This window comes from Flavobacterium sp. LS1P28, from assembly GCF_003970335.1.
In the GTDB taxonomy this organism is placed as follows: Bacteria; Bacteroidota; Bacteroidia; order Flavobacteriales; family Flavobacteriaceae; genus Flavobacterium.
The window spans coordinates 77,817-103,880 of the sequence record NZ_RYDI01000001.1; the positions used below are offsets into that span (position 1 = coordinate 77,817).

The following is a 26,064-nucleotide window of genomic DNA, read 5'->3' on the forward strand; positions in this document are numbered from 1 at the left end:
TTTTTTATTAAAGATTAATTGAAATTTTCTTTAATTACACCCAACGAGTTCATAATAATAATCCGTGTATTGTAATTCATTCTACCACATAAATTCATAAAACAGAAAAGGCTGCCTAGAAAATCTAGACAGCCTTTTTTAGTTTTATCTTTCTCTTTAACTAATTTACTTTGATCAGTTTAACATTGAAAACAAGAACAGATCCTGCTGGAATAGGTCCACTACCGTTGCTTCCATAACCCAGATGAGAAGGAATTAAAAGAACTCCGTTTCCTCCTTCTTTAAAAAAGGGAATACCTTCTGTCCATCCTTTTATCACTTGGTTCAAACCAAATGAAATGCCTGAAGCATCACTTTGATCAAAAACATTTCCATTAGTAAAATATCCTTTGTAGGCTACTGTTACATTAGATGAAGCTGTTGGTTGAGCGCCAGTTCCCGCTTCATTAACCACATAATACAATCCTGAATCGGTTTTTGTGGCAGTCAATTTATTTTTCGCAATGTAATCCACGATTTCTTTTTCGTTTTGAACCGTGTAATCAACAGGTTTAGATGCTTCGTTATCCGATAAACAAGAAACAAATAATAAAGAAATTAGGGCTAATAAAGTAGATTTCATAATTTAATTTAAATGTTAAAGTTGCAAATATAGTAATTCAAGCAAAGCCTTTTATAAAAATTATTTATCACCAAAAATCTGGACGTCATCTACTTGAAAAGCGCCATCCAAAGCCAGGTTTTTTCCGGAGCCTGTATATTTAAAAGCAATGCTGATTTTACCTTGGAATGCAGATAAATCTACTGCGCCACTTCCTACAAATTGATACCAAGGCGTGGCTTGTTTGGGCAAATTAACCATTAAGGGAATCCAAGTGGCAGTTGCAAAATTCAATCCGTCAAAATTACTGGAAGCATACACTTCCAAGGAATTTAACTGGGAATCAACGTCTAAATGATGCTGAGCGCTTCTAAAAGTAAGGACTTCTTTCGTATGAACATCCATGTCAATTTTTGGCGAAATCAACCAAGCCACATTCGAAACAACTTTAGTTCCGCTAATGGCAAACTCGGCATACCCGTTACCGGAATAAACGGTGCCTTTCCAGAAAAGTGTTCCTTTTTGAACCATATTTGCCCAGCCGGGAAGACTCAAATTCGACTTATCGACAACTTTTTCAAAATCTTGGGAGAAAAAAGGAACAGCTCTGCTTCCGGTCATCACCACATCTTTTTCGGAACGCGGCAATAATTGGTAATCCGTTCCGTATTTTGTCAAAATTCCCCTTACTTTTCCGCTTCCTTCGGGAACAACTTTAGTCGAAAAATCAGAAAAACTACTCGTTCTAAAATAGACTTGATTGCCTAATTTATCTACTAATCCCCAATTTGTCGCACCGCCCACATTATTGGTTTCCTCAAAATAATGACGCCCTATGGCCAAAGCTGAAAACTGAACATCAGACAATTCGACCAACGTATTCAAATTAGAATCATTCAGCAGTTCCGCCATGGTTAACGACCGAACCAAAACCTCCTCCTTTACATTCCTACACGACGCATTCAACACTTTTTTATACTCATTTTGTGAAAGTCGCCCCACGCCACCTTCATTATAGGAATTCACAAAAATACTTCCGATACGCATCCCGCCAAATGAAATATCCGTATATTGATCTTTCAATTTTATATATACTTTATTGCCCAATCTATAGTCAATATACAAGTTGGTAGCATCCACAGGAACGCTAAATCCTATGGCTGGCGTTGTGGCTGTTGCCAAAGTCTGAAAGGAAATCGACTTGAAAAAATTTCCCGATTCATCGCTGGAAACCACATACGCCTCGATGACATCCTCGTATTTGTACTGTGTTACAATGGCATTCGCAACAGCATGAACTTCGTTAACTGTTTTATTTACAACTAAATCCGGCTGGGTGCAAATGAGTTTTGGAGCCACAACCTCATCCGTTACGCAACTGCTGAAAGTGATTGTCAACAGTAAAAATAGAACCGGTTTGCAAAATATTGATTTCATGTGCTTTAATTTATAAATTGATATAAAGATTGACAAAATACGTTCTTCCGTATCCGTAAAAATATTTTGGCCCAAAAGAAGGCGTGCCACTGGAAACATCTTGATTAATTTGTCTGAAATTTGCATTTCGGGCTTGTTCATAACCACCCGTTTTATAGGTAACATCGAGCACATTATTGATGCTGGCAAAAATCCCGACATTCTTTCCGTAAATTCTCCATGATTTTCCACCCACAAGGTTGAGCAACATCGTTGGATCAAATTTTTCTTGTTTTATAAGTACTGTAGCCCGTTCCTCCGTTGCCTCTGGAAAATTGAAACCGCTTGCGGGATTTTTATAAAATATTTCGGTTCTGGAAATAGGAGAAATATCAATATAACTGTTGGTGAGGTAATTTACATTGGCGCTAATCCACCAATATTTTGGATCTCGATATTCAATTCCCACGGAATACGCGCGTTGTGGCATTCCCGCTTGCTTATAATTTTTGAGGGAAGCCGTTCCAAAATCAAAAACCGGACTGGTATTTTCTGGAGTTGCTTCAGCATCGTTTGTCAAAGTCACTCTTGGATTACTGTCATACGTATATTCCCCGAAAGCGGCCGAAAAAGTGGTTTTAAATGTTTGGCTTAATTGGTATTCCAAACTGAATTCGGCCCCTACATTTTTCTTATTCAATTGTGTTAATGTCTGACTCACAAAAGCATCGGTATTTAAATAACCGGAGCCATCATCAAAAATTCCTTCGGCATAAAAAAAGGAAATTTGAGTCGCATTTTTAATTAAGGAATAATACGCAGTTAGTCTGGCTTTGAGTTTTGGGGAACGATAGATGTAACTGGCGTCCAAACTGCTGATGTTCTCACTTTCAATTCCGTCTACAATCGCATTATTCAATCGGGAATTCGCAAACGTATTTTTCAAAGAAGGTGCTTTGGTTAAATGCGCCGCATTAAAAGTCACCAGCTGTTTGCCGGAGATTTTGAAATTGAATCCGGCTTTGAAGCCAAAGTTTTCAAATGCTGTTTTTTCGCTTTTCCCGAAGGAATTGGTTTCATAAATTCCGTTTTTGTACAGACCTTCCCTTTGATAATTGGCAGTAGAAAAATGCTGGGCCAGATAAAAATCCGCTTTGTTGTAGGTGAATTTGAATTGGGTAAACGCTTCTACAGTATTGGCAAAATAATTATAGTTGTATCCGTACGTATCCCCAACAACTACTTGACGGTCGGGACTATTCAAATCAGACTGGGATTGATTTCCACTATAAAAAGCATCGATATCTTCAAAATAGGAACCGCCAAGCAAGTCCAACAATTTTTGTGAATTATGCGATTTTAGTTTTTTGAAAGATGCTCCTGCATTCAAAAAAATATTTTCCGACAGTTCCGCACTCAAATTTGTTGTGGCCACCGCTGTCTGATCTTCTACTTGATCTTCATACAAAACATACTTGCTTTTTGTGGGTTCGTAGCCCGTAATTGTTCCATTAGCATCCAAAACCGGATTTTGATTGGCTTGGTACAATGCCGTCCAATCGATTTGCGAATTGGCTAAAAATTCCGCTTTACTTTTTTCTGCATTTTCATAATCCGGAGTAAATGCACCCGAGAATTCTCCATTATCAGGCGCATAAAGAGAGCTGTAATAACTGGGCATATTTCGATAATACGTTGGATCAGGACTATTCGCATTTTGATAATCGATGTTGCTGTTGGCAATTGTTCCAAATTGATACGTCACACTCGAATTCAAATTGGTTTTATCATTGATTTTAAAATAATGATTCAGCATTATCATGGGTTCTTCAATGGTTTTGATGCGGGCGTTTCTTTTTTCATTCTCTTGAAAACCCCAATACGAATTGTATTTTACGTTTGTCAATTGGGTAACTTCAGCTGTATTAGGGGAATTTTTGGCTCTGGAATTCGGGGTGTACAGTGCCGTGAGATTCAACGAATGCTTCTCGCCTACTTTTTTTTCGAGACTTATAAAAAAGGAATTCGCATCATAACTTGTCCCTTCAAAATACCCTTCTTGCGCCCAGCGCTTTCCTGCCGAAACTACAAAAGCCCAGCCACGGGAATTCATTCCGGAAGCATGCGTAGCCATGGTGCGCCAACTGTAATTGGTATTGGTCCCAGAAAATGAAATTCGAGAACCTGGTCTGTAAATAGAGGCTCGCGTATTGATTTCCTGTGTCCCTAAAATACCCCCAAACGTATAATCCGAAGGGGCAGTTCCCAAGGTAAATTCCTGATTACGTAGCGCGTCATTCAATCCGCCCCATGCACCCCATTGCGGTCTGCCGTCATAAATTTTATTCATGGAAACGCCATTGATCATCATTGTGGAATGTTCGCTGTCTAATCCCCGAACTCTAAAACGAGCTTGTCCCCAGTTGAAAGCGGCAGCTTGCAAAAAAGCATCTCGGGAGGATTGCAAGAGTCCGGAAGTACTTTCGGAACTGCTGTTGTCTTCGCCAAAATCACTTTCAATAAGTGTGATGATACTGTTTTGCTGCTCTATGGATTGGTCTTGTTCTAAAGATATGGTTCCCAAATCCAGCATTTGTCCTTCGGTAATTTCAACGGGATACAAGCCATCTTTAAAACCCTGACTGTGTACCAGAAGCAAAATATTTCCTGTGGGAACGGTATCAAAACTGAAATTACCATCCGTTTTAGTGAGTTGCATTAAAGTCGTATTTTGAACACTGACCACCACAAAACCTAACGAAATTTGCGTTTTTGAATCGATGATTTTTCCAAAAAAGCCTGTGTTATTTTGTGCCGTAATGCATCCCAGTTGAACCATGAAAAAGAAAGCTATGTAAAAATTATTCATATATTCAAACGATGAGGGTTCTATTTAATAAAAATTATAAATTCCAATAAAAAGTTCAACCTTTACAATGAATTGCAACGGTTGAACTAAAACATAGAAAGCGTCATCCGAAAGGGAATAACTTTGAAAACAATTAAAAATGAATTTTGGAAAAATGGTATAAAACCTTACTACTATAATGCTGAAAAAAGTGGTATTTAAAATTCAGCCTGTTGTCACGAACGAATTATAATGTTAAATGTACAAAAAAATACTAACATATTGATTTTCAATAAATAAATTCCCCTTTAGGCTAAAAATAAAAAACATAAAAAAAACATCTCGATTTTAGTTGAAAATTTCATTCGTTTCAAAGGATCCCAAGCTTATTTATTCAAAATTTGTCTGTTGTTTTTACTTCAATGCTAGCGAGTTTATCGATTTGAAGACCTGATAAAAGGGAAAGTCTTTTTTATTCTTCAGAAAAGGCATTTAAAAATACCCCAATTGTCAGGTAACTTTTAAAATTTGTCCTGAAACTTCGGGATAAAACTTAAAAGTAGTATTTTTGCACTATGGAAACAAATAGACAGAAAAAAATAGGTGGGGTTATCCAAAAAGATTTGGTTGATATTCTGCAAGGTGAAGTGAGAAAAAATGGAGTAGCTAATTTAATTATCTCGGTATCCAAAGTTACTGTAACTACAGATTTATCAGTGGCGACAGTGCATTTAAGCGTTTTTCCTCAGGACAAAGCCAAAGAAATTTTAGAGGCGGTGAAGTCCAATGCTAAAACTATAAAACATGATTTATCACAACGCGTTCGTTTACAATTAAGAAAAGTTCCTAATTTGGTTTTCTTTATTGACGACTCTTTAGATTACATTGAAAAAATTGACAATGCGTTAGCCAACAGAGACAATCCTATTGAAAACAGGGATCTTTTAGACAAACGCAGATTCCAATAAAGTTTGAATTTCTCCCTCTACATAGCCAAACGATACATCCTCAGCAATAGTAAAAACAATGCTATAAACATCATCAATCGCATTGCCAGCATGGGAATTATTGTTGGTGCAATGGCTTTGTTTGTTGTTTTATCCGTTTTTAGCGGGCTAAAAGTATTTAGTCTTTCGTTTACCAATGACATCGATCCGGATTTAAAAATAAGCAGCACTTTAGGAAAATCCTTTTTGATTTCTCCCAATCAGGAAAGCCAAATCAAAAAAATAGACGGTATTGCTTGGTATACCAAAATCATCGAAGAGCGTGTTTTATTTACTTTTGACGGAAAACAACAAGTTACGTACTTAAAAGGGGTTGATGCTAATTTTAGCAAAGTAAATGCTATTGACTCCAAACTTTTCAATGGGCAATGGTTTAAACCTGACACCTATCAAGTAGTTGTTGGGTATGGAATTGCTCAGAAATTCTCGATGGGATTATTGGATTTTAATAATCATTTGGAAGTAATGGTGCCTAAAGCCGGAAAAGGCACGATTGAAAATCAAGAACAGGCTTTTAACAAAACGGATATAATTCCGGTTGGTATTTACGCCATTAGCGAAGATTTAGATTCTAAATATGTTTTTGCTGATTTAGGTTTGGCGCAGGAACTATTGGAATACAAAACCAATCAGGTTTCCGGGATTGAAATCAAAGCAAAAACGGGTGCTGATGAAACTGCTATTATAAATCAACTTCAAACTATTTTTAAGAATAAAATCACCGTAAAAAATAGGGCTCAACTTAACGACTCGCTCTACAAAATGTTGAATACCGAGAATATCGTTGTTTATTTAATCTTTACTCTGGTAATTGTTGTGGCACTATTCAACTTGATTGGCGCGTTAATTATGATGATTTTAGACAAAAAAGGGAATCTAAAAACCCTTTTTAATTTGGGAACTGAAATCAAAAATTTGCGAAAAATATTCCTGCTTCAAGGGACTTTATTGAGTGTTTTTGGCGGAATTATTGGGCTAACCTTAGGGATTATAATTGTACTACTTCAAGAACATCTTCAGCTTGTAATGATTACTCCTACACTGGCTTATCCTGTGATTTTCTCTCTCGAAAATGTACTTATTGTTATGGGGACGATTATTACCCTTGGCTTTATTGCATCCTTGATTGCAAGTAGTCGCGTGAGTAAGAAGTTATTGGAGTAAGTTTTTTACCGCTAATTCGCTAATTTTTAAAAAAATTACTCTTTAGATTTAGCAAAGATGTTTAATTAATAAGCTATTATAAATTAGCGAATTGGCGGTAGAAGTTGATTAATATATACTGCTTAAACCAACTCATATCCCGCATACGCTTCTTCGATTTCATTCAAAGCAGCGAATAATTCTTCAGGGCGGTCCAGCGTTACTAATTTTTGTTTGTGGGGTTTAAAAGAATGAATTCCTTTGAAATAATTGGTGTAATGTGGTCTTGTTTCCACAATTCCTAATCTTTCTCCTTTCCATTCCATGGCCCAAGTAAGGTGATTTCGAACTGCTTCGACTCTATCAATAACGGTAGGTTTTGGCAAATGTTCTCCCGTTTTAAAGTAATGTTTGATTTCGTCAAAAATCCAAGGATAACCAATGGCAGCACGACCAATCATAATGCCATCGATACCATATTCATTTTTATATTGCAATGCTTTTTCTGGAGAATCAATGTCGCCATTACCAAAAATAGGCATCGTGATTCTTGGATTATTTTTAACTCGGGCAATATGCGACCAATCGGAATGGCCTTTGTACATTTGGGCACGAGTTCTGGCGTGTATGCTCAAAGCAGCAACCCCAATATCTTGCAAACGCTCTGCTACTTCATCAATATTAATGGAGTTATCGTCCCAACCCAAACGGGTTTTTACGGTTACCGGCAAATGGGTACTATCAATAACGGCTTTAGTCAGGCGAATCATTAAATCTACATCTTTAAGAACGCCGGCTCCGGCTCCTTTGCAAACGACTTTTTTGACAGGGCAACCAAAATTAATATCGATTAAATCCGGGTTTACGGCAGACACAATTTTAGAGGACATGGCCATCGCTTCTTCGTCTCCACCAAAAATCTGAATCCCAACGGGGCGTTCGTAATCAAAGATGTCTAATTTCATGCGGCTTTTGATGGCATCCCGAATCAATCCTTCGGAAGAAATAAACTCGGAGTACATCATATCGGCACCGTGCGCTTTACACAATCTGCGAAAAGGCGGATCACTCACATCTTCCATTGGTGCGAGAAGTAAAGGGAATTCGGGTAATATTATGTTGCCAATCTTGATCATCGTCCTTAATTTTTTGCAAAATTACGACATTTAGCTGAAAGGAGAAAAGAAGAAAGGAGAAAGACTTCGTATTAAAGGTGTTGGTTTACGAATTCGGGACTTTGAAACTGTTGAATTTAGCTTATATTTGCAGATTAATAGTCGCTGTTTGGCGATTGCGTGAGGGATTGCAGTGAAAATCCTTTTCCTTTTTTCTTTAAAAAAGGAAAAGATTGTAGCGGAAAGCCCGACCCTTGTGGTCACGCCCTGAAAAAAAATCAGGGTAAACCCAAATAAATTTGATATCAACAGAAAATGAAACACATACGGAATTTTTGTATTATTGCACATATTGACCACGGGAAAAGCACGCTTGCTGACCGATTACTTGGCGCTACACAAACCGTTACCGCTCGTGAGGAAAAAGCGCAATTGCTGGACAACATGGATCTAGAACGTGAACGTGGGATTACGATTAAGAGTCACGCGATTCAGATGGAATATACGTATAAAGGACAAGAATACATCTTGAACTTGATTGACACTCCTGGACACGTGGATTTTTCGTACGAAGTTTCTCGGTCGATTGCCGCTTGTGAAGGCGCACTTTTGATTGTAGATGCAGCGCAAAGCATTCAGGCACAAACGATTTCGAATTTATATTTGGCTTTAGAAAATGACTTGGAAATTATTCCGGTTTTGAACAAAGTAGATTTACCAAGCGCGAATCCAGAGGAAGTAAGTGACGATATTATTGATTTACTTGGATGTAAATTAGAAGATATTATTCATGCATCTGGTAAAACTGGTTTTGGTGTCGAAAATATTTTGGCAGCCATCATCGATCGAATTCCTCCTCCAAAAGGAAGTGTTGATGAGCCATTACAAGCCTTGATTTTTGACTCACATTACAATCCATTTCGAGGAATCGAAGTTATTTTCCGGGTAAAAAATGGTCAGATTAAAAAAGGCCAGAAGATAAAATTCATGGCTACCGGAAACGAATATTTTGCAGACGAGATTGGGACTTTAAAATTAAACCAAGTTCCGAAACAAGTGATTTCAGCCGGTGATGTTGGGTATTTAATTTCTGGAATTAAAGAAGCGAAAGAAGTAAAAGTAGGTGATACATTGACAGATGCGAAAACGCCAACAACGAATATAATTAAAGGATTTGAAGAGGTAAAACCAATGGTTTTTGCGGGAATTTATCCTGTGGATACGGAAGATTATGAGGAGTTGCGAAACTCTATGGAAAAATTGCAGTTGAATGATGCTTCATTAGTATTTTTACCGGAAAGTTCAGCTGCTTTGGGATTTGGTTTCCGTTGTGGATTCTTGGGAATGTTGCACATGGAAATTATCCAAGAGCGTTTGGAGCGTGAATTCAACATGACAGTGATTACCACGGTTCCCAACGTTTCGTATTTGGCTTACACCAAAAAGGATCCAACAACTCCACTTATTGTAAACAATCCTTCGGACCTGCCCGAGCCCTCTCGTTTAGACCACGTGGAAGAGCCTTTTATTAAGGCAACTATCATCACCAAATCCGATTATGTTGGAAATGTAATGAGTTTGTGTATTGAAAAACGTGGGTTGATTACGAATCAGACCTATTTGACTACGGAACGTGTAGAGTTGACTTTTGATATGCCATTGGCAGAAATTGTATTTGATTTTTACGACCGTTTGAAAACCGTTTCTAAAGGATATGCTTCCTTTGATTATACGCCAATTGGGTTGCGAACTTCTAATTTAGTGAAAGTAGACATCTTATTGAACGCTACGATTGTGGATGCATTATCCTCCTTGATGCATGCCGACAACGCATATCAAATAGGAAAAAAAATGTGTGAAAAACTGAAAGAATTGATTCCGCGCCAACAATTTGATATTCCTGTTCAAGCGGCTATTGGGGTAAAAGTGATTTCTCGCGAAACAATAAAAGCATTGCGTAAAGACGTTACCGCTAAGTGTTATGGTGGAGATATTTCCCGTAAACGTAAATTATTGGAAAAACAGAAAAAAGGTAAAAAACGAATGAGATTGGTTGGAAATGTTGAAATTCCGCAAGAAGCGTTCATGGCTGTTTTGAAGTTGAATGATTAATGACAGGATGTTTTTCTCGTCATTAATTACCCTGACGATAGTACCGGTTTTTTTAGAGGAGTGAACTAGGTATTTCATCCCAGATTTAAATACGAAATTGGTTGTTTACTTTAGTGTTCAGAAACAAAGAGACAAAAGCGTATATTTGAATAACAAAAAAATATAACAATTATGAATTTTAATTCTAAAAATCCATTTTTAAATACTAAAACTTTTTCTACTGCAGTTTCAAAAAATGATCAAGTACATCAAACCACAATTCTTGATTATAATGACGAGATGACCTTGTCAGGAACCATAAATAAAAGTTTGATTTTATTTTTACTACTTACTGCTTCGGCTATAGTAATATGGTGGTTGACCTTTAATGGGATGAACCCAATGGTCCCGGCAATTGGCGGTGCAGTAGTTGGGCTTATTCTAGTCGTAATTTCAGCGTTTAAACCTCAATATTCCCCCTATTTAGCTCCTGGTTACGCACTTTTTGAGGGCTTATTTATTGGTGGAATTTCAGCAATATTTGAAGCAATGTATCCTGGAATTGTCATTCAGGCCGTAGGAGCTACATTTGTAACCTTCATGATTTGTCTGGGATTATATAAATATAAAATTGTGAAGGTAACAGAACAATTCAAATCGGTAGTTGTGGCAGCAACATTGGCAATTGCTACGTATTATCTTATATCTTGGGTATTTTCAATCTTCACCAGTTTTGTGCCCGTGCATTATGGCGGCTCATGGATGAGTATTGGAATCAGTGTTTTTGTAATTGTGATTGCTGCTTTAAATCTGTTTTTGGATTTTGACCGCATCGAAAAAGGAGCAGAACAAAAAATGCCAAAATACATGGAATGGTATGGTGCCATGGGGTTAATGATTACCCTTGTTTGGCTGTATATTGAATTTTTAAGATTGCTCTCAAAATTAAACAGTAAAAACTAATCGTGCTAATAGCTGTATAAAAAAGAGTGAACCTTTTAAAGTGTAAAAGAGTCACTCTTTTTTATGCTGCTTTCTCAAAAGCAATGTAATGACTTAAAAGCCCTTTATTGTTGAAAATAGGAAACCCTTTTATGAAACAAACATAAATAGTCCCATTTTTTTTATAATTCAACACTGTTTTTTCAAAAGGTTTCTGCTCTACTATTGCCGTACGAATTTCACTTGAAGTACTCTTGCTCGTTGCTTTCCCTTGAAAAATCTTAGGGCTTTTTCCCAAAACTTCGGATTCTGCATAGCCGTTCATTTTTTTCATGTTGTGTGAAGCAAATATAATATTCAATTTTACATCCGTAACAATAACAACCTCTTCTTTCAGGCTACTATTGAGATCCCAATCATTTTTTGACCATTTATTTTGCAAAGCAATTGAGTTTAGCTTGTTTAAATCCAAAAAAACATTCTTGACTGAACTCAAAAATTCATTATGAAAATCCCAAGAACAAACAGGAACCGTCTTAATACTTAAAGCGCTGTGATACATCGCAATAGCGTCTTCATATTCTTTAAAATTGCTCATAATACATAATTTAATGAACCAAATGTAATTTTATTCACAAAGATAAAATTACAAATTTCAGATTTTAACCATTGTTGAACTCCTTCATTCTGCATTAGAAATCAAATTTCAGCTGCACCACAACAAATTTTTTCTGCTCTGTATTCAAATTGCTTAGAGAAATCCCCAGCAAACGAACGGAATCCTTCATGCGCTCTTGGTACAAAAGTTCTTTCACAACCTCTAGAATCAGTCCTTTGCCAGATATAAAATAAGGCAAGGTTTTACTGCGGGTTTGTTGGGTAAAATCACTGTATTTAATTTTCAAAGTGATTGTTTTTCCAGCTATAGTTTGTTTTTTTAATCTTCTTTCTAAGGCACTTGCAATAGGATCCAGTTGCTCCATCATGAAAATTTCTGAAGAAAGGTTGACGTCAAAAGTATGTTCTGCCGCTACTGATTTTGTGATTCGATTGGATTTAACCTCACTATTATGAATTCCCCTAACTACGTTGTAGTAAAAATGTCCTGATTTTCCAAAATGTCTCTCCAGAAACTCCAATGATTTACTTTTTAATTCTACTCCCGTAAAAATCCCTAATTGGTACATTTTCTCGGTGGTTACTTTTCCAACCCTATGAAATTTGTGAATGGCTAATTCTTCCAAAAATGCAATCACTTCATTTGGATCGACTGTTTTCTGCCCGTCGGGTTTATTATAATCACTTGCGATTTTAGCGACAAATTTATTAACTGAAATCCCTGCCGAAGCTGTCAAACCTACTTCATTAAAAATGCGTTGTCTTATTTCCTGTGCCAATAAAGTGGCGCTAGGATTTCCTTTTTTATTTGTAGTGACATCTAAATACGCCTCATCGAGTGAGAGTGGCTCTACTAGATCCGTATATTCATAAAAAATCTTGTGAATTTTTCTTGATATTTCTTTGTACCGATCAAATCTCGGTGTAACAAAAATAAGTTCTGGGCAGTTTTTTTTAGCCATAACGCCACTTATGGCACTCCTTACGCCAAATTTCCTAGCCTCATAACTTGCTGCAGCGACAACTCCTCGATTCTCTGAACCTCCCACTGCAATGGGTTTTCCCCGCAACAATGGATTGTCCAATTGCTCCACAGAGGCGTAGAAAGCATCCATGTCAACGTGAATAATTTTTCTTACTGGAATGAATCCCTGCATAATGTTCTAATTGAATATTCCCTTCGATTTCTTCCAAAGAACCTAGCATTCTGATTAATTCTTACCGTCTGAACTCAAATAATTGACAACTACTTCTGATTTTTTTTTGTTTTCCGTTGGAAAAAAGAAACTAATGGGTCTGGATTTAAAATGATTCCAGATAGAAGCGGCAATAAATCGCAATTCAAACAAAGAAATAGCCCTGGAGCGGAGCGCCAATCCCAACGAAAGGCTAAAACTGACCGTAAAATTCACTAACCCAATAACTCCAATCCCAAAAATGCCCCAAAACAACATAGTATTGCTTACTTGATAATTTGCTCCATACACTCCTAAGGCTAGATTGCCACTTACAAAAGTGATGTGTCTAATATCCAGATTCAACCCTAAAAACAAGCCAACGGAAGCCGTACTTCCCATAAAAACGCCAAACCAAAAATTAGAAATAATTCCGGCCCCTCTTTTTTCGTACAGCTTGGCTAATTTTAAAGTACGTACTTTTCCTAAGCTTCTTTTCAACATGGGGTGTTCCGTTATCCGGAAAAAAACCTGATTATGTTTATCCCTATTGGCAATACTTCCCGAAATAATTCCAGATAAAAACAGAAAAAATCCTGCTATTGCCGCATGAAAAATAGCTAATGAATGAATGGGACTAATGTCTGTAAGTAACGTTTCCCATTTAGTTGCAGCAATATTATAATGGAATAAGTAATCAATAGCCCAAATTCCAAGCAATGAAACTGGAAAAGCCATAATTACATTCCCCAAAAATGCAATAAACTGGGACCTGAAAACACGTGCAAAAAGAATGGCAAAAGCTTCATATTTCTCCGCCTCCTTCCCTTGTTTTGCAACTCCTTTTTCTAGAGCTTTTATCAAGGCAGCAGCAGTCATCGCTGGCTGTTTTGTAGCTAAAGTAAACCCCAGAAGATAAATAGCAATAAATCCAAAAGCATAATTCATACTATAAAGAAAAGCATGCCCAAAAAAACTAGTGTCAGCGCTAGCAAGCAAAACCTTAATGACACATAATATACCTACAATAAACCCTCCACCTAGGGCGGTACGGAACATTTTAAAATATTCTTTGCGACTTTCTGTGATATAATGTTCCCCTGTTTTAGCCGTGTGCTGGGTAATTTCATAAGAGATTAATTGTGTACTTTCGGCTATAAATTTCCTAACATTGTTCTTGTAGCAATTGAATTTTATCAAACGCAAGGCTAAAACAATCCCATTGTTTTTTTTATCACTCTCTTTTTCAACGATCAGCAACGGAATTAAAAATTTAAGCCGCTCTAATTGCTGTCTGATTTTTAGTAAATTCTGGTTTACCCGAAGTGAAATGCCATATTTAGAACTATTATGAAAAGCTCTGTCCACAAATTCTTCGCATTGCTTATGCAAAACCATCAATTGGGAATAAGATAAATCATCTATAGTGATGAAATGATTTTCAGAACTCCGGACTTGATCTTCTATTTGAAACAATTCCTTTTCAAAAGCTGAAAAAGGACTTTCAAAATCATCAAATTCAGGTACCATTTTAATCACATCCGTTTCCATGGCACGACCGCTGATGCGTTGTGTAATAAGATGCATTGCAACAAGTATTTCTGATAAAACGGAGTGAGGTGCTACACTTTCATAAATAGATTTGAATTTTAAAAGGCTGTATAATTCCTCTAATTGCTCCACTGGAATTTTATTTACCCAAATCCCATCATTGGCTAGATAAAAAACCTGATTGAAAATGTATTCTAAAGTGTCTTTTTGAGGTTGATAAGGCAATATCTTAGCAAAGATTCTTTTTTTGACTTCAAAAAGAAAATCTACATCTTGTAAAATAGCTGCGTCTGTGAGGATTTTATTAAACTTAATGTCTTTGAGAATTTCTTTGAGATAAAGGGAAAGTTGTTTCCGACAAGAATAATTTTCTTTCAAAAAAGTAATAATATCCTGCAAATCCACGGTTGCCAATTTTTTTGTTTGCAAAGGCCGAATCAACCGAATTAACTCCACTAAAGGCTCCAGGTTGTCTTCTGTATCACGCCAAGACTCTGCTTCCCCAAAAAATTCAGTTAGCACTCCCACTGGAGTTGGCTTGTGTTTTCTTTTAAAAAATGGTTTTATCAACTTTGTTTAATTTTTGTAAAAATACGAACAGACTGATCATTTTTCATTAATAAATCCTTGAAATTATTGCTCGAGGACGCACAAAAAGACCTATTCGCAAAATTTCCTTCCTATTATCGGTAATCGACACACAGAATTGGAACATAAAAAACAGCAAACTAGCATAAACTCCGCTTTTGTCAAAGAGATAAAAACGGAACAAAAGCAAACTATTTAATACCTTTGGTTGCTGGTATCAGCCCAGATAGCAATGAAAAATCTTCGATTGAAAAAAACTATTTTTCATTTAAAAAAGAGCAACCCAAGACGCTATTTTTTACAAATTGAAAAAAGATTTATGAGTAAAAATTGAAATGAATATCTGGATACGAGCCAAGTGAACTGACAAAATAAATAACTAAAAATAACAAATTTCGCTTGAAATGATAGAAATAGAAAGAAAATTTTTAGTCAAAGATGATTCCTATAAAGAATCTGCTTTTACTCAAAATCATATTGCGCAGGGCTATTTGAGTTCCGCGCCAGCGCGAACGGTACGGGTACGAATAAAAGGAAAAAAGGGGTTTCTGACGATAAAGGGGATTTCTAATACCTCCGGACTGTCCCGTTTTGAGTGGGAAAAAGAAATTTCCATTAGTGACGCTGAAAAATTACTGCTTTTGTGTGAAAAGGGAGCTATTGATAAAACTCGTTTTGAAATAAAAGTGGGCTCTCATATTTTTGAAGTAGATGAATTTCATGGTGAAAATCAAGGACTGGTTGTGGCAGAAATTGAATTAAACTCTGAAGAAGAATTTTTTGAAAAACCAGCTTGGCTGGACAAGGAAGTCACCGGAGACTCCCGCTATTACAATTCTTATTTGAGCACTTCGCCTTTTAGAAACTGGTAATCTAATTACTCATTACGGCTATAGTTACCTGCAGCCCTCCGCTGTTTTTATTAGCTGCAATATCCATAAATGCTCGTTTAGAAAGATCAATCTCTCTAGACTTGACAAATGGGCCTCTATCTGTAATTTCTACAATTACGAACTTCCCGTTTTTTTCATTGGTCACTTTGACTTTGGTACCAAAGGGCAGTTTTTTGTGGGCGGCGGTATATTTATTATTGTCAAATTTTGTACCGCTGGTCGTTCTTCTGCCATTGAATTTATCTGCGTAATAGGATGCGTGAGCGGCTTTTTTGTAGATTTTAAATTTTCCTAAAGAAGAGATCAATGAGTCTATTTTTTTTTCTTCCAGCTCCATTGCGGTTCGACTTTTTTTGATGCTGTCTTTTTGTATGGTGGCTTTTTGTCTTTCAGAGATGGAACTTTGGCTACTGGCTAAAGTGATTATTGCCAACAAAAAAAATAATGTTATTGATTTTTTCATTTATGTCTTTTTTAGTTAAATCTATTTTACAAAAACCATACCTAGATAAAAAAAGCTCTATTTCTAGAGCTTTCACGGTTTTTTTTAAAACCATATTTTCCATGGGATTCGGCTTAAAATAAGCACTAATCCTAAACCATAAAAAATAGAAAATGTTTTAAATTTAGATTCGCTTGTAGTTGCTTTTTTGTGTTTTGACCACCCAATAGTAATCAAGACAATTGCTATTATATTGATCAAAGGATGTTCTAAAGCCAACAATCGGCTTTCCGTTGTCAGCCCACCCATTCCAACGGCTTTTATCATATTCAAACCATTGGGAGACACAAAGTATAAAAGTACACCTACTACTAATTGAGTGTGTATTGCTATTAAGCCAAACAGCGCTATCTTTCTGTCTTTGGAAGTAAATTCTTTTTTAGAAAACATCCCTATCAAAGAATTAACCACAGCCACCACTAAAACTAAAAGTGCCAGATAAGCCCAGCCAGAATGAAATTTTTGAATAAAATCGTCCATAAATAATATTTTTGTTTTAACAAATATAAGCAAAAAAGGCATAAAAAAACCACGTTTTTCAACGTGGTTTTAAATATTCAAACACTTAAATTACTCCTACTTACCAAAAATGTATCTAAGTGTAAATTGTGCTTGCCAAACATCAAAAGTTGAAGCATTTTTTTGAAAAGTGTCTTTTATTAAAACTCGAGTTCCGTTAGCTTCTACTTGAGTCGCTAATTGATAAAAAGGAACATTCGTAGTCGTTGTTCTGTAGTTCAAAACATTTGTATTTGTAACTCGTTGTGTAACTCCCCAATCTTTATTAATGAAATTAGTAAAGTTCAGGATATCAGCTCTGAATTGAAAATTATTCTTTTTACCCGCAATTGTAATATAAAAATCTTGAGTTGCTGATAAATCTAATCTATGTAGCATAGGTAAAACTCCTCCATTTCTCTCTGCATACTGCCCTCTTCTAGTAGAAAGGTAATCATCTTGATTGATATAGGATTCGTAAGCTTGTTGTTGTTGCGCTTCAGTGTAGACTGTTGTCACAGTCCCATTTGTTACTGAAAGTGATTGAAAACGAATTTCATTTGCATTTTTAGGGACATAAATCAAGTCATTGTTATTTACTCTGTCACCATTCATATCACCCCCGTAAGAATAGGAAAACGGTCCGGATTGTTCTCCAATGTATCCTAAATTGATTGAAGTTGCCGCCCCTACATTTTTACCGTATTCAATTTTGTATCCTAAAATACCAACTAATCTATGTGGTGTATTATTGTTAGATAATGCTAAAGGTAAGTCGTTATTTCCATTTACAGATCTAGCGCCCGTCCACGAACCAGAAGCAATAGAACCCGGAGATAACAAATCATTAGCACTTGAATACGTGTATGCAAACGATCCCCATAGCCCTTTTTTGTATGGATACTCTAATTTAAAGGTTGAAGAATAAAAATATCCTTTGTCCGTGTTTGTTAAAACAACGGCACTGGAAACATTATCATTAACACGAACACCTGCATCGGTACGAGCATATCTTGGTCTGTTATCCGGACCGCTGAAAGTTCCAACTGGCGCATCAAAATTAGCATTATAATAATGTATCGCATTAATATTTCTTTGAAAAATCCCTTCTACTGTACCTACAAAACCAAAAGGAAGTTTTTGATCAACCGCTATATTAGTTTTCCAAACTTGCGGAAACTTAAATTTTTTATCGGTGAAAGCCAATTCAAAAGTAGTAGGAAGCGTTGGGGTATCCGGAATAAAATAATCATTTGGGTTTGGAGTAAAACCATACCCACCAGAAGCCAATGCAGTGCCACTTACATCAACAAAACCTGTAAGCACTCCATTATTACCAATTGCATTAGATAAATAAACTGAAGGTGCTCTTCCTGTAAAAACACCACTACCTCCACGAAGTTGCGTCGTTGCATCGCCATTTAAGTCTAAGTTAAAACCAACTCTTGGCTCCAACAAATACTGAGTTTCAGGCATTTCGCCAGTATTAAATCTTTCTCCTTGTCCGAAAGTTAAAGCAGTAACTGCAGGATTTTCAAGTGCTGTATCAGCAAACCATACTGCTGAGGCACGTAATCCTACTGTTAATTTGAATCTGTCACTCAGTTTCATTTCGTCTTGAGTATATAAATCTAATTTATTAGACTTAAATATTTGTAATGGTTCTTGAGCTCCCGGCAATGCAGAATATCTAAATTGGAAACGTGCAGGAAGTGCAGTTGTTGATGGCGCCCCTCCTGTGTTAGCAGATTGATTAGCGGCCGCATAAAAATCAGTTAATGAGTTAAAGATATAAACACCATTTGAACCTGAGAAGAACAAGTTACTTGATTTGAAATACTCAAAGTTAGTACCGAACAATAATGAATGTTTACCTATCGTTTTGGTCAAATTATTAGTAAAATGCAAAGTAGAATAGGAAAGTTTATTTCCCTGTGTAAATGGATCTAAACCAGCTGATATATAAGTGTTTGATCCATTCTTGATATCGATTGTTGGAAACAAACCACCGCCTTGTAATGCTCTATCTTCAATTTGTTTATCGTAACCTGCTATGAAGTTATTGTGCCAAGAATTACTTAATTTACTGTTTAATTCTAAAACTGCTGATCTAGTGTTATCTTGAATAACGTATCCGCTATTTTTGAAGGACATTGCAAGAGGGCTTGTTCTTCTATTACCATTCCCTAGTGAAAAAGAGTTAGACGTTAATTCGTCAGAACTTGAATCGTGGAATACATAACGAGCTGTCAATTGATGATTCTCATTGATATTCCAGTCCAGTCTGGCTAGGAATTTTTTGGAAATTCTTTCGGAATCATAGTTTTCCCAAGGTCCAGTTGTGTAATTAAATTTATCTTGTAAGAAAGTAGAAAGTGTTTGCATTTCAGTAAAAGTAGGTGCTGAAACCTGACCTCCTGCCTGTGGCGAACCTGTAGATGTCCAAGTAGTAGCCGGACTAATGTTCTCTATAGTTTCAACATTCCCAAAGAAAAATAATTTATCTTTAATGATTGGTGCTCCAATTCTGGCACCCCAAATTTTTTCTTCAAATTTTCCAGGTACTACTGTTCTTTCTCCTGCTTTACTTCCTATGAAGTCTTTTTTGTTGCTTCGGAATGAGTTGTATATTGACCCTTCCACCTCATTCGTTCCACTTTTGGTAACCGCATTGATTCCAGAACCTAAAAATCCGGATTGACGTACGTCATAAGGAGCGATATTTACTTGTAATTGCTCAATAGCATCTAATGAAATAGCTGTAGAACCGGTTCTTCCTCCGGCTTGTGAGTCACTGCCTAAACCAAAACCATTATTAAAAACAGATCCGTCAATAGTAAAATTGTTTAATCTTGAATCCTGACCACCAAAAGTACCGTTACTACCTGCATTAGCATTGTACTTAGTAATTGCATTTATGGAACGTGCACCTGTTACTGGCACGGCAGTGATTTCTCTGTTAGAAAATTGTTGAGATGCTCCAGTTCTTCCTTTATTGAAAGTCCCTTTCGATTTTGTAGAAACAATTACTTCATTCAACGCATTTGATTCTTCTTCTACAACAATATTTACAGTTAAATTATTCCCTAAAGGAGCGTTAATATCCGTGATTTCTGTTGTTTTGTAGCCCACATAAGTCACTCTTACAGTGTAGGGACCGCCTGGTCTAATACCCTGAACTGCATAGCCTCCATTGGCACTTGTAGTTGAAAAATATTTTGTTCCTGTAGGCGTGTGAACGACCTCAACTGACGCTCCTGGAAGAGTCTCTCCAGCATTCGATTTAACAGTACCAGACATAGCAGAACTAGTGACCTGCGAATGACCTACAACTGATAAAAAAATAATCAAAATAAAAATAATTCTTTTCATTTTTGTTTTTTTGTTTAGTTAAAAAAGTTTGGCAAAAATATAACATTTTTACTTAAATAAGTTAACATACCGTTAAGAATACGGTATTTCAAAACAATTTTTTCGCCCTCAACCATTATTTCTTTTTAGATCGAAAACCAAAGTATTTATTTTTTTTATTAAAGATTATTCTTTTTTTAAAAGACTTAAAATGTGGTTTTTAGTTATAAAAAAAAACCTCATTCCAAATTGAAATGAGGGTTAGATTATTTTAAGCTAAACTAGTTGAATGTATAACGAACACCAGTTTGCATTTGCCATCTTGATGAGTTAAGACCTACATCATCAACTTGGTTAACATTATTTCCTACAGCAGGGTTGTATCTAAACGTTGGTGTGGTACCATTAGCTAAGAATCCAACTTGCTGAAGCAATTGCACTTGGTCAAAGCTTGTAAAATAACGTTTACCCCAATTTTTATTTATAAGATTGGTAAAGTTGAAAATATCAGCTGTAAATTCTAAGGTATGTTTCTTATTCCCTACGTTGATAGTAAACTCTTGTGCAAATTTCAAATCGACAACATGAGTCGTTTTTAAACGATCTCCGTTACGCTCAGCGTATCCACCTTTTCTACTTCTTAAATACTCATTCCCTTCGATAAAAGCACTAAGCGCATCCCATTGTTGATCAGCGGTTAAGCCATTAGTTGTGCTTACTAAATTAATTTCAGATTTAGCAGCAGGAACATAAATCAATGCTGAACTAGAGAATGTATCTTTTAACAAATTTCCACGGTCATTATACACATAACTTATCGGTGTTCCTTGAGCTCCTTCGTAGAAGAAACCAATTCTTGATTTTGTGAATTTACTCCATTTCAAAGTAACATTTCCGTTCGAAATAACTCTTGCACCTTGATCAAAATCAGATCTTGACAATGTTGGAAAATTAGCTCCATTAACGGTTTCAGTATTATTCCACTGAGAACTGTTTTGAGATGAGGTTGCATCCAATAGAACGGTAGACTTACCATAGGAATATGTACCAGAAATATTACCGTCAATAAATGGTGATCTAAAGTTTTTAGTTAAAGTAAAAGACACATTATAAGCTTTTCCTTCATCTGTATTAGAGGCCAAATAAATTCCTAGATACTTGTTATCAACTCTATTATTTGCATTGTAAGTTGGTCTTGTATCCGCTCCAGTTAAGTTACTTGTAGACGCTTTGATATTCAAATTTTCATAGGTGATAGCACTGATGTTATCATTGTAAGTAACTTCGGAAGTAAACACGAAGCCTAATGGCAATTTTTGATCTACTGCAAAACTTGCTTTAAATACCTGTGGTAATTTAAAATCTTTTGCAAAAATATCAATATTACCGCCCGTACTACCTGAACCTGGTCTTGGGACAGAAGCAGGAAGCGGCGCTATTTGACTATCAACGCTTGGATTAGGATTGAACACTGGCGTTGTCCCTCCGGTAATTTGAATCGCTCCTTGAGTAACTCCATTATTGTTATATGTCCCACCTGGCCATACTAGCGGTAACCTAGAAGTAAATACTCCAAATCCACCTCTAATTTGAGTTAATTTTGCACCATTTACATCATAATTAAAACCCAAACGCGGTGCAAAATGAGCATAATTAGATATCCCTTGACCTACTCTGGCATCTTTCAAGTTTTTACCGGCTGCTTGTAATAACCCAACCGTTCTAACATTAAAATCATTATTTACTAAACCATCTTCCCATACCGGCATATCAACTCTTACTCCGTAAGAAAGTTTGAAATTTTCAGTCAATCTCATGTCATTTTGAATATACAAACCAAATTGTTTTGTACCAAACTCAGCTGCTCCTAGCGACTCATCTCCACTACCACCAATCAAGGAATAGTTCATTAAAAACCTATTTGCTCTTGCATCTGTTAAGAAATCAGATAATTTGGAGTAACGATAAGCTCCAAAATTGTTACCAAAGAATACGTTTTTAGATTGTGAAAATTCGTTGTGAGTTCCAATCGTGATTTTATTTCTTCCAAGATTGATTTCAAAATTATCAGAAATAGTCAATACTTTTTGATCTAAAAGATTTGCAGTTGAAAAAGCTTCTGCACCAAAGAAAATACTACCTGGACCATCTATAATTTGAACGGTAGGAAACGGATCTCCAGATGGGTCTCTGTCATCAGCTACAGTTGTGTAAGCAATAACAAGATTGTTAGAAAATTTATTACTAAATCTTGAGTTTAGTTCTAAAGCTGTTGAATTAGTTGTCGATTTAAATAACTGACTACCATTGATAAAACTAATTGCTGTAGCAGAAGAACGGCTAGGAGAAAAATTCTCTGCATCAACAATACTGTGCTTAAATGATAATTTATGATTATCACTGATGTTCCAGTCTAACTTAGCAATGATTTTATCACTCTTAAGTGTTCTGACATTATTATTGTAAGAACCTGGATCATATCCAAAACCTGCTAATTTTGCAGTTAAGGCATTAATATCAGCTAATTTAGAATCTCCTGCGTAGGTACCAAAATCAAAAGGTTGTGGTGTCTCATTGTTTTGTTTTTCATAATTGATAAAATAAAACAATTTGTCTTTGACAATTGATCCACCTGCACGAACTCCGTACGTTTGCGCAGAAAAATCAGCTAACTTTTGTCTTCCGTCTGCACCTGCCAATGAAGGAGGCGTTTTAGCAGAAATAGACTCGTCTCTATTGAAAAAATAGGCAGATCCTTCAAAATCATTAGTTCCTGATTTCGTAATTGCACTAATTGCTCCACCCGCAAAACCTGAAAGTTTCACATCATAAGGAGCTACACTTACTTGAAATTGCTCAATTGCATCCACAGAAATTGGACTTACACCTGTTTGCCCTCCGTTAGTTCCGTTTGCAGCTAGTCCGAAAACATCATTACTTACAGCTCCATCAATATAAATTGCATTGAATCTATTATTTTGCCCCCCAATAGACAATTGATCATCACCTCGAATTTGTGCCTGAGGTGTCAATCTTGCAAAATCAGAAATATTTCTGGATAAGGAAGGCAATGACTTGATTTTATCTGAATTGATTACCGTTTGAGCTCCTGTTCTTTGAGAATTAAACGTATTATCTCTTGACGCTCTAACTACAACTTCTTTCAATTCATTTGAATCTTCAGCCAAAGCAATTTTAAAAGTTTTATTTTCTCCCAATTGAAGATAAATTTCGTTTTCTTCATAGTTTTTAAAACCTACATAAGTAATGGTAACCTTATAAGGCCCACCAACTCTCATGTTTGAAATACTAAAATTACCTGTCCCATCTGTAGATGCAGTGTAACGGGAACCTGAAGGAGTATGTACTGCAAGAATAGATGCCCCTGGTAAAGTTTGAGAATCGTTATCATAAACATTTCCGCTTACAGAGGAATTTGTATTTCCCTGTGCGTAAAGGTTAGGATTAGCGCAAAATAATACCCCTAATGTAAAAAACAACTTTAAAAAATTTTTCATATTGTCTAGTTAATTAATATTTGGCAAAAATATAACATTTTTACTTAAATAAGTTAACATAACGTTAAGAATAGCATTTCTTTTAAACAGAATTTTTATCTCAAAACAATAATCACGCTTTTTTTAATTAAAAAAAAAGAGAATTTTCAATTAAAATCATTTTATATTAAATTATCCACACCAAATTACCAATTGCAAATACTAAAAAAAATAACACAAATTTAAAAAAAGTACTCTAACAGAATTACTTAAATACTAAAAAGCCCTGAATTAGCTAAAATCAGGGCTTTTAGTGTTTTATACCTCCATCAAAAACAGAGCAGTAATCAACCTTAAATGAAAATTGATACGATCATAAAAATCAGTAGCTTATTTGCTCCTATTTATTCTTCAAAAAATGATTCAATAAAAAAGTGGTAGATCCGTCATGTGTTTGAACCGTTTTCGTATTAATTTCTTCCAAGATAGAATTAGCCAATTGTTTTCCTAATTCAACTCCCCACTGATCAAAACTAAAAATATTCCAGATCACTCCTTGTACAAAAATCTTGTGCTCGTACAAGGCAATCAAAGAGCCTAGCGTCTCGGGTGTCAGTTTTTGGATTAAAATAGTGTTTGTAGGCTTGTTACCTGTAAAAACTTTAAATGGCAAAAGGAATTTTGCTTTATCAGCTGAAATTCCTTGTGTATCAAATTCAGCTTGTACTTGTTCTTCTGATTTCCCATGCATTAATGCTTCTGTTTGTGCAAAAAAGTTAGACATTAGTTTATCATGATGATCATTGTCGCCGTATAGCGGAGTTACAAATCCAATAAAATCTGCAGGTATCAGTTTTGTCCCTTGGTGAATTAACTGAAAAAAAGCATGTTGTGCATTAGTCCCCGGCTCCCCCCAAATGATCGTCCCCGTTTGGTAATTGACCGGTTTCCCATCCCGACCCACACTTTTACCATTGCTTTCCATTGTTCCTTGTTGCAAGTAGGGGGCTAATTTTTGTAAGTATTGCGTGTACGGAATCAAAGCTTCACTTTCGGCACCAAAAAAATTGTTGTACCAAATACTCAATAACGCTAACGTAACCGGCATGTTTTGGTCAAAATCGGCAGTTTTGAAATGCTCGTCCATCTCATTGGCTCCTTTTAGCATGCCGTCAAAATTATCGTACCCAACGGCTAAACTTATCGTAAGTCCAACGGCACTCCACAAAGAGAATCTCCCTCCAACCCAATCCCACATAGGGAATACGTTGTCTGGGTTTATCCCAAACGCTGTTACTTTTTGAATATTGGTAGAAACGGCAACAAAATGCTTGGCCACATCTTCTTGAGTAGCCGATTTTAAAAACCATTTTCTGATGGTTTCAGAGTTGGTTAATGTTTCTTGAGTTGTAAATGTTTTGGAAACAACCACAAAAAGCGTTGTTTCTGGATTTAGTTTTTTTATGATTTCATTTACATGATCCCCATCCACATTAGAAACAAAATGAACATTTAAATGATTTTTATAAAATTGCAATGCCTCAACAACCATAACAGGCCCTAAATCCGAGCCTCCAATGCCTATATTGACCACATCCGTGAACGGTTTCCCTGTAAAACCTGTTCTTTTGCCGGAAATTACTTCATTGGTAAATAATTTAATTTTACTTTTTACTTCATTAATTTCAGTAAGTACATTACTTCCATCAACATTTATTATTGCTGATTTTTTGGCACGCAATGCGGTGTGAAGTACTGCTCTATTTTCGGTTTGATTAATTATTGCACCATTAAAATAATCAGCAATAGCACTTTTAAGTCCTACTTCATCTGCTAGTTGTAATAACAACTGAAGTGTTTCTTGATTAATAATATTTTTTGAATAATCAATTAAAAAATCATTCCATTTCAAATTGAATTTTTTTGTTCTGGATTCGTCCAATTGAAATAATTCCTGAATCGACGCTTTTTGCATTTCGCTGTAATGCTTTTCAAGTTTTTTCCAAGCCGTTGTTTCGGTTGGATTTGTGGTATTTAAAGCCATTTATTGTGTATTTTGTAGTATTATTTTAATTTGGTAAAAATAGTGAAATTAGTTTTAATGCTAAATGAGTTTTCATTTATATAACAATTTATCAGGAAATACAATGAATAATGACCATCGTATAATCACACCACGTATTTGTATTTTTCAACAGAATAATTGTTTTCAATTAATTTTTAAGTGC

At 35.8% G+C, this 26,064-nt stretch carries 17 protein-coding genes; 5 read left to right on the forward strand and 12 right to left on the reverse strand.

Annotation, left to right across the window (positions count from 1 at the left end; translation table 11 throughout):
* Positions 1-160 precede the first annotated feature (160 nt).
* From EKL97_RS00315 to EKL97_RS00325, 3 genes are read right to left on the reverse strand one after another with little or no spacing between them, the layout of a single operon-like run.
* Positions 161-622 carry an FKBP-type peptidyl-prolyl cis-trans isomerase gene (locus EKL97_RS00315; RefSeq protein ID WP_126561437.1) on the reverse strand — a complete coding sequence of 154 codons (462 nt, stop codon included), beginning with the start codon at positions 620-622 and terminating at the stop codon, positions 161-163.
* A 60-nt stretch (positions 623-682) separates the two neighbouring features.
* Entirely contained in the window at positions 683-2,038 is a 1,356-nt protein-coding gene (locus EKL97_RS00320; RefSeq protein ID WP_126561436.1) for a DUF5689 domain-containing protein, read from the reverse strand.
* A gap of 10 nt (positions 2,039-2,048) precedes the next feature.
* A complete protein-coding gene (locus EKL97_RS00325) occupies positions 2,049-4,886 on the reverse strand; it encodes a carboxypeptidase-like regulatory domain-containing protein (protein ID WP_126567729.1) in 2,838 nt (945 codons plus the stop codon).
* A gap of 554 nt (positions 4,887-5,440) precedes the next feature.
* On the opposite strand from EKL97_RS00325, the gene rbfA reads away from it, so the two are divergent.
* Together rbfA and EKL97_RS00335 are read left to right on the forward strand one after the other, a co-directional pair.
* Positions 5,441-5,833, forward strand: coding sequence for a 30S ribosome-binding factor RbfA (gene rbfA, locus EKL97_RS00330; protein WP_126452046.1), 393 nt, complete (start codon positions 5,441-5,443; stop codon positions 5,831-5,833).
* A 3-nt stretch (positions 5,834-5,836) separates the two neighbouring features.
* On the forward strand, positions 5,837-7,036 hold the full coding sequence (locus EKL97_RS00335) for an ABC transporter permease (protein ID WP_126567730.1): 1,200 nt from the start codon (positions 5,837-5,839) through the stop codon (positions 7,034-7,036).
* A 122-nt stretch (positions 7,037-7,158) separates the two neighbouring features.
* Here EKL97_RS00335 and dusB read toward each other — a convergent pair whose 3' ends face one another.
* Positions 7,159-8,151, reverse strand: a complete 993-nt coding sequence (dusB, locus tag EKL97_RS00340) for a tRNA dihydrouridine synthase DusB (RefSeq protein WP_126457620.1) — start codon at positions 8,149-8,151, stop codon at positions 7,159-7,161.
* A 294-nt stretch (positions 8,152-8,445) separates the two neighbouring features.
* On the opposite strand from dusB, the gene lepA reads away from it, so the two are divergent.
* Positions 8,446-10,242: a translation elongation factor 4 gene (gene lepA / locus EKL97_RS00345; RefSeq protein ID WP_126452060.1), complete on the forward strand. Its 1,797-nt coding sequence runs from the start codon at positions 8,446-8,448 to the stop codon at positions 10,240-10,242.
* Positions 10,243-10,413: 171 nt separating this feature from the next.
* Positions 10,414-11,184 carry a Bax inhibitor-1/YccA family protein gene (locus tag EKL97_RS00350; RefSeq protein WP_126567732.1) on the forward strand — a complete coding sequence of 257 codons (771 nt, stop codon included), beginning with the start codon at positions 10,414-10,416 and terminating at the stop codon, positions 11,182-11,184.
* A gap of 61 nt (positions 11,185-11,245) precedes the next feature.
* Here EKL97_RS00350 and EKL97_RS00355 read toward each other — a convergent pair whose 3' ends face one another.
* The 3 genes from EKL97_RS00355 to EKL97_RS00365 all read right to left on the reverse strand — a co-directional run bounded on the left by EKL97_RS00355 (position 11,246) and on the right by EKL97_RS00365 (position 15,077).
* Positions 11,246-11,761: a PAS domain-containing protein gene (locus EKL97_RS00355; protein ID WP_126457622.1), complete on the reverse strand. Its 516-nt coding sequence runs from the start codon at positions 11,759-11,761 to the stop codon at positions 11,246-11,248.
* A 94-nt stretch (positions 11,762-11,855) separates the two neighbouring features.
* Complete coding sequence (gene dinB, locus EKL97_RS00360) at positions 11,856-12,938, reverse strand: DNA polymerase IV (protein ID WP_126567733.1); 1,083 nt, start codon at positions 12,936-12,938, stop codon at positions 11,856-11,858.
* A 54-nt stretch (positions 12,939-12,992) separates the two neighbouring features.
* Positions 12,993-15,077 (reverse strand): site-specific recombinase, encoded by a 2,085-nt coding sequence (locus EKL97_RS00365; RefSeq protein WP_231507405.1) that lies wholly within the window; start codon positions 15,075-15,077, stop codon positions 12,993-12,995.
* 422 nt (positions 15,078-15,499) lie between these two features.
* On the opposite strand from EKL97_RS00365, the gene EKL97_RS00370 reads away from it, so the two are divergent.
* Complete coding sequence (locus EKL97_RS00370) at positions 15,500-15,967, forward strand: CYTH domain-containing protein (RefSeq protein ID WP_126457624.1); 468 nt, start codon at positions 15,500-15,502, stop codon at positions 15,965-15,967.
* 1 nt (position 15,968) lies between these two features.
* On the opposite strand, the gene EKL97_RS00375 is transcribed toward EKL97_RS00370, so the two are convergent.
* From EKL97_RS00375 to pgi, 5 genes are all read right to left on the reverse strand, one after another.
* Positions 15,969-16,451, reverse strand: coding sequence for a septal ring lytic transglycosylase RlpA family protein (locus EKL97_RS00375; protein WP_126563586.1), 483 nt, complete (start codon positions 16,449-16,451; stop codon positions 15,969-15,971).
* An 84-nt stretch (positions 16,452-16,535) separates the two neighbouring features.
* Positions 16,536-16,970, reverse strand: a complete 435-nt coding sequence (locus tag EKL97_RS00380) for a hypothetical protein (protein ID WP_126554024.1) — start codon at positions 16,968-16,970, stop codon at positions 16,536-16,538.
* 96 nt (positions 16,971-17,066) lie between these two features.
* Positions 17,067-20,360, reverse strand: coding sequence for a TonB-dependent receptor (locus EKL97_RS00385; RefSeq protein ID WP_126567735.1), 3,294 nt, complete (start codon positions 20,358-20,360; stop codon positions 17,067-17,069).
* A 260-nt stretch (positions 20,361-20,620) separates the two neighbouring features.
* On the reverse strand, positions 20,621-23,857 hold the full coding sequence (locus EKL97_RS00390) for a carboxypeptidase regulatory-like domain-containing protein (RefSeq protein ID WP_126567736.1): 3,237 nt from the start codon (positions 23,855-23,857) through the stop codon (positions 20,621-20,623).
* 379 nt (positions 23,858-24,236) lie between these two features.
* Positions 24,237-25,880 (reverse strand): glucose-6-phosphate isomerase, encoded by a 1,644-nt coding sequence (gene pgi / locus EKL97_RS00395; protein ID WP_126567738.1) that lies wholly within the window; start codon positions 25,878-25,880, stop codon positions 24,237-24,239.
* Between the last annotated feature and the right edge of the window lie 184 nt (positions 25,881-26,064).

What these genes read in the sequence shown, in the direction of transcription:
- EKL97_RS00320 (WP_126561436.1), bottom strand. Translation starts at nt 2,038, where the DNA reads ATGAAATCAATATTTTGCAAACCGGTTCTATTTTTACTGTTGACAATC.
- dusB (WP_126457620.1), bottom strand. Translation starts at nt 8,151, where the DNA reads ATGATCAAGATTGGCAACATAATATTACCCGAATTCCCTTTACTTCTC.
- pgi (WP_126567738.1), bottom strand. Translation starts at nt 25,880, where the DNA reads ATGGCTTTAAATACCACAAATCCAACCGAAACAACGGCTTGGAAAAAA.
- EKL97_RS00375 (WP_126563586.1), bottom strand. Translation starts at nt 16,451, where the DNA reads ATGAAAAAATCAATAACATTATTTTTTTTGTTGGCAATAATCACTTTA.
- dinB (WP_126567733.1), bottom strand. Translation starts at nt 12,938, where the DNA reads ATGCAGGGATTCATTCCAGTAAGAAAAATTATTCACGTTGACATGGAT.
- EKL97_RS00325 (WP_126567729.1), bottom strand. Translation starts at nt 4,886, where the DNA reads ATGAATAATTTTTACATAGCTTTCTTTTTCATGGTTCAACTGGGATGC.
- lepA (WP_126452060.1), top strand. Translation starts at nt 8,446, where the DNA reads ATGAAACACATACGGAATTTTTGTATTATTGCACATATTGACCACGGG.
- EKL97_RS00355 (WP_126457622.1), bottom strand. Translation starts at nt 11,761, where the DNA reads ATGAGCAATTTTAAAGAATATGAAGACGCTATTGCGATGTATCACAGC.
- EKL97_RS00385 (WP_126567735.1), bottom strand. Translation starts at nt 20,360, where the DNA reads ATGAAAAGAATTATTTTTATTTTGATTATTTTTTTATCAGTTGTAGGT.
- EKL97_RS00350 (WP_126567732.1), top strand. Translation starts at nt 10,414, where the DNA reads ATGAATTTTAATTCTAAAAATCCATTTTTAAATACTAAAACTTTTTCT.
- EKL97_RS00390 (WP_126567736.1), bottom strand. Translation starts at nt 23,857, where the DNA reads ATGAAAAATTTTTTAAAGTTGTTTTTTACATTAGGGGTATTATTTTGC.
- EKL97_RS00315 (WP_126561437.1), bottom strand. Translation starts at nt 622, where the DNA reads ATGAAATCTACTTTATTAGCCCTAATTTCTTTATTATTTGTTTCTTGT.
- rbfA (WP_126452046.1), top strand. Translation starts at nt 5,441, where the DNA reads ATGGAAACAAATAGACAGAAAAAAATAGGTGGGGTTATCCAAAAAGAT.
- EKL97_RS00370 (WP_126457624.1), top strand. Translation starts at nt 15,500, where the DNA reads ATGATAGAAATAGAAAGAAAATTTTTAGTCAAAGATGATTCCTATAAA.
- EKL97_RS00380 (WP_126554024.1), bottom strand. Translation starts at nt 16,970, where the DNA reads ATGGACGATTTTATTCAAAAATTTCATTCTGGCTGGGCTTATCTGGCA.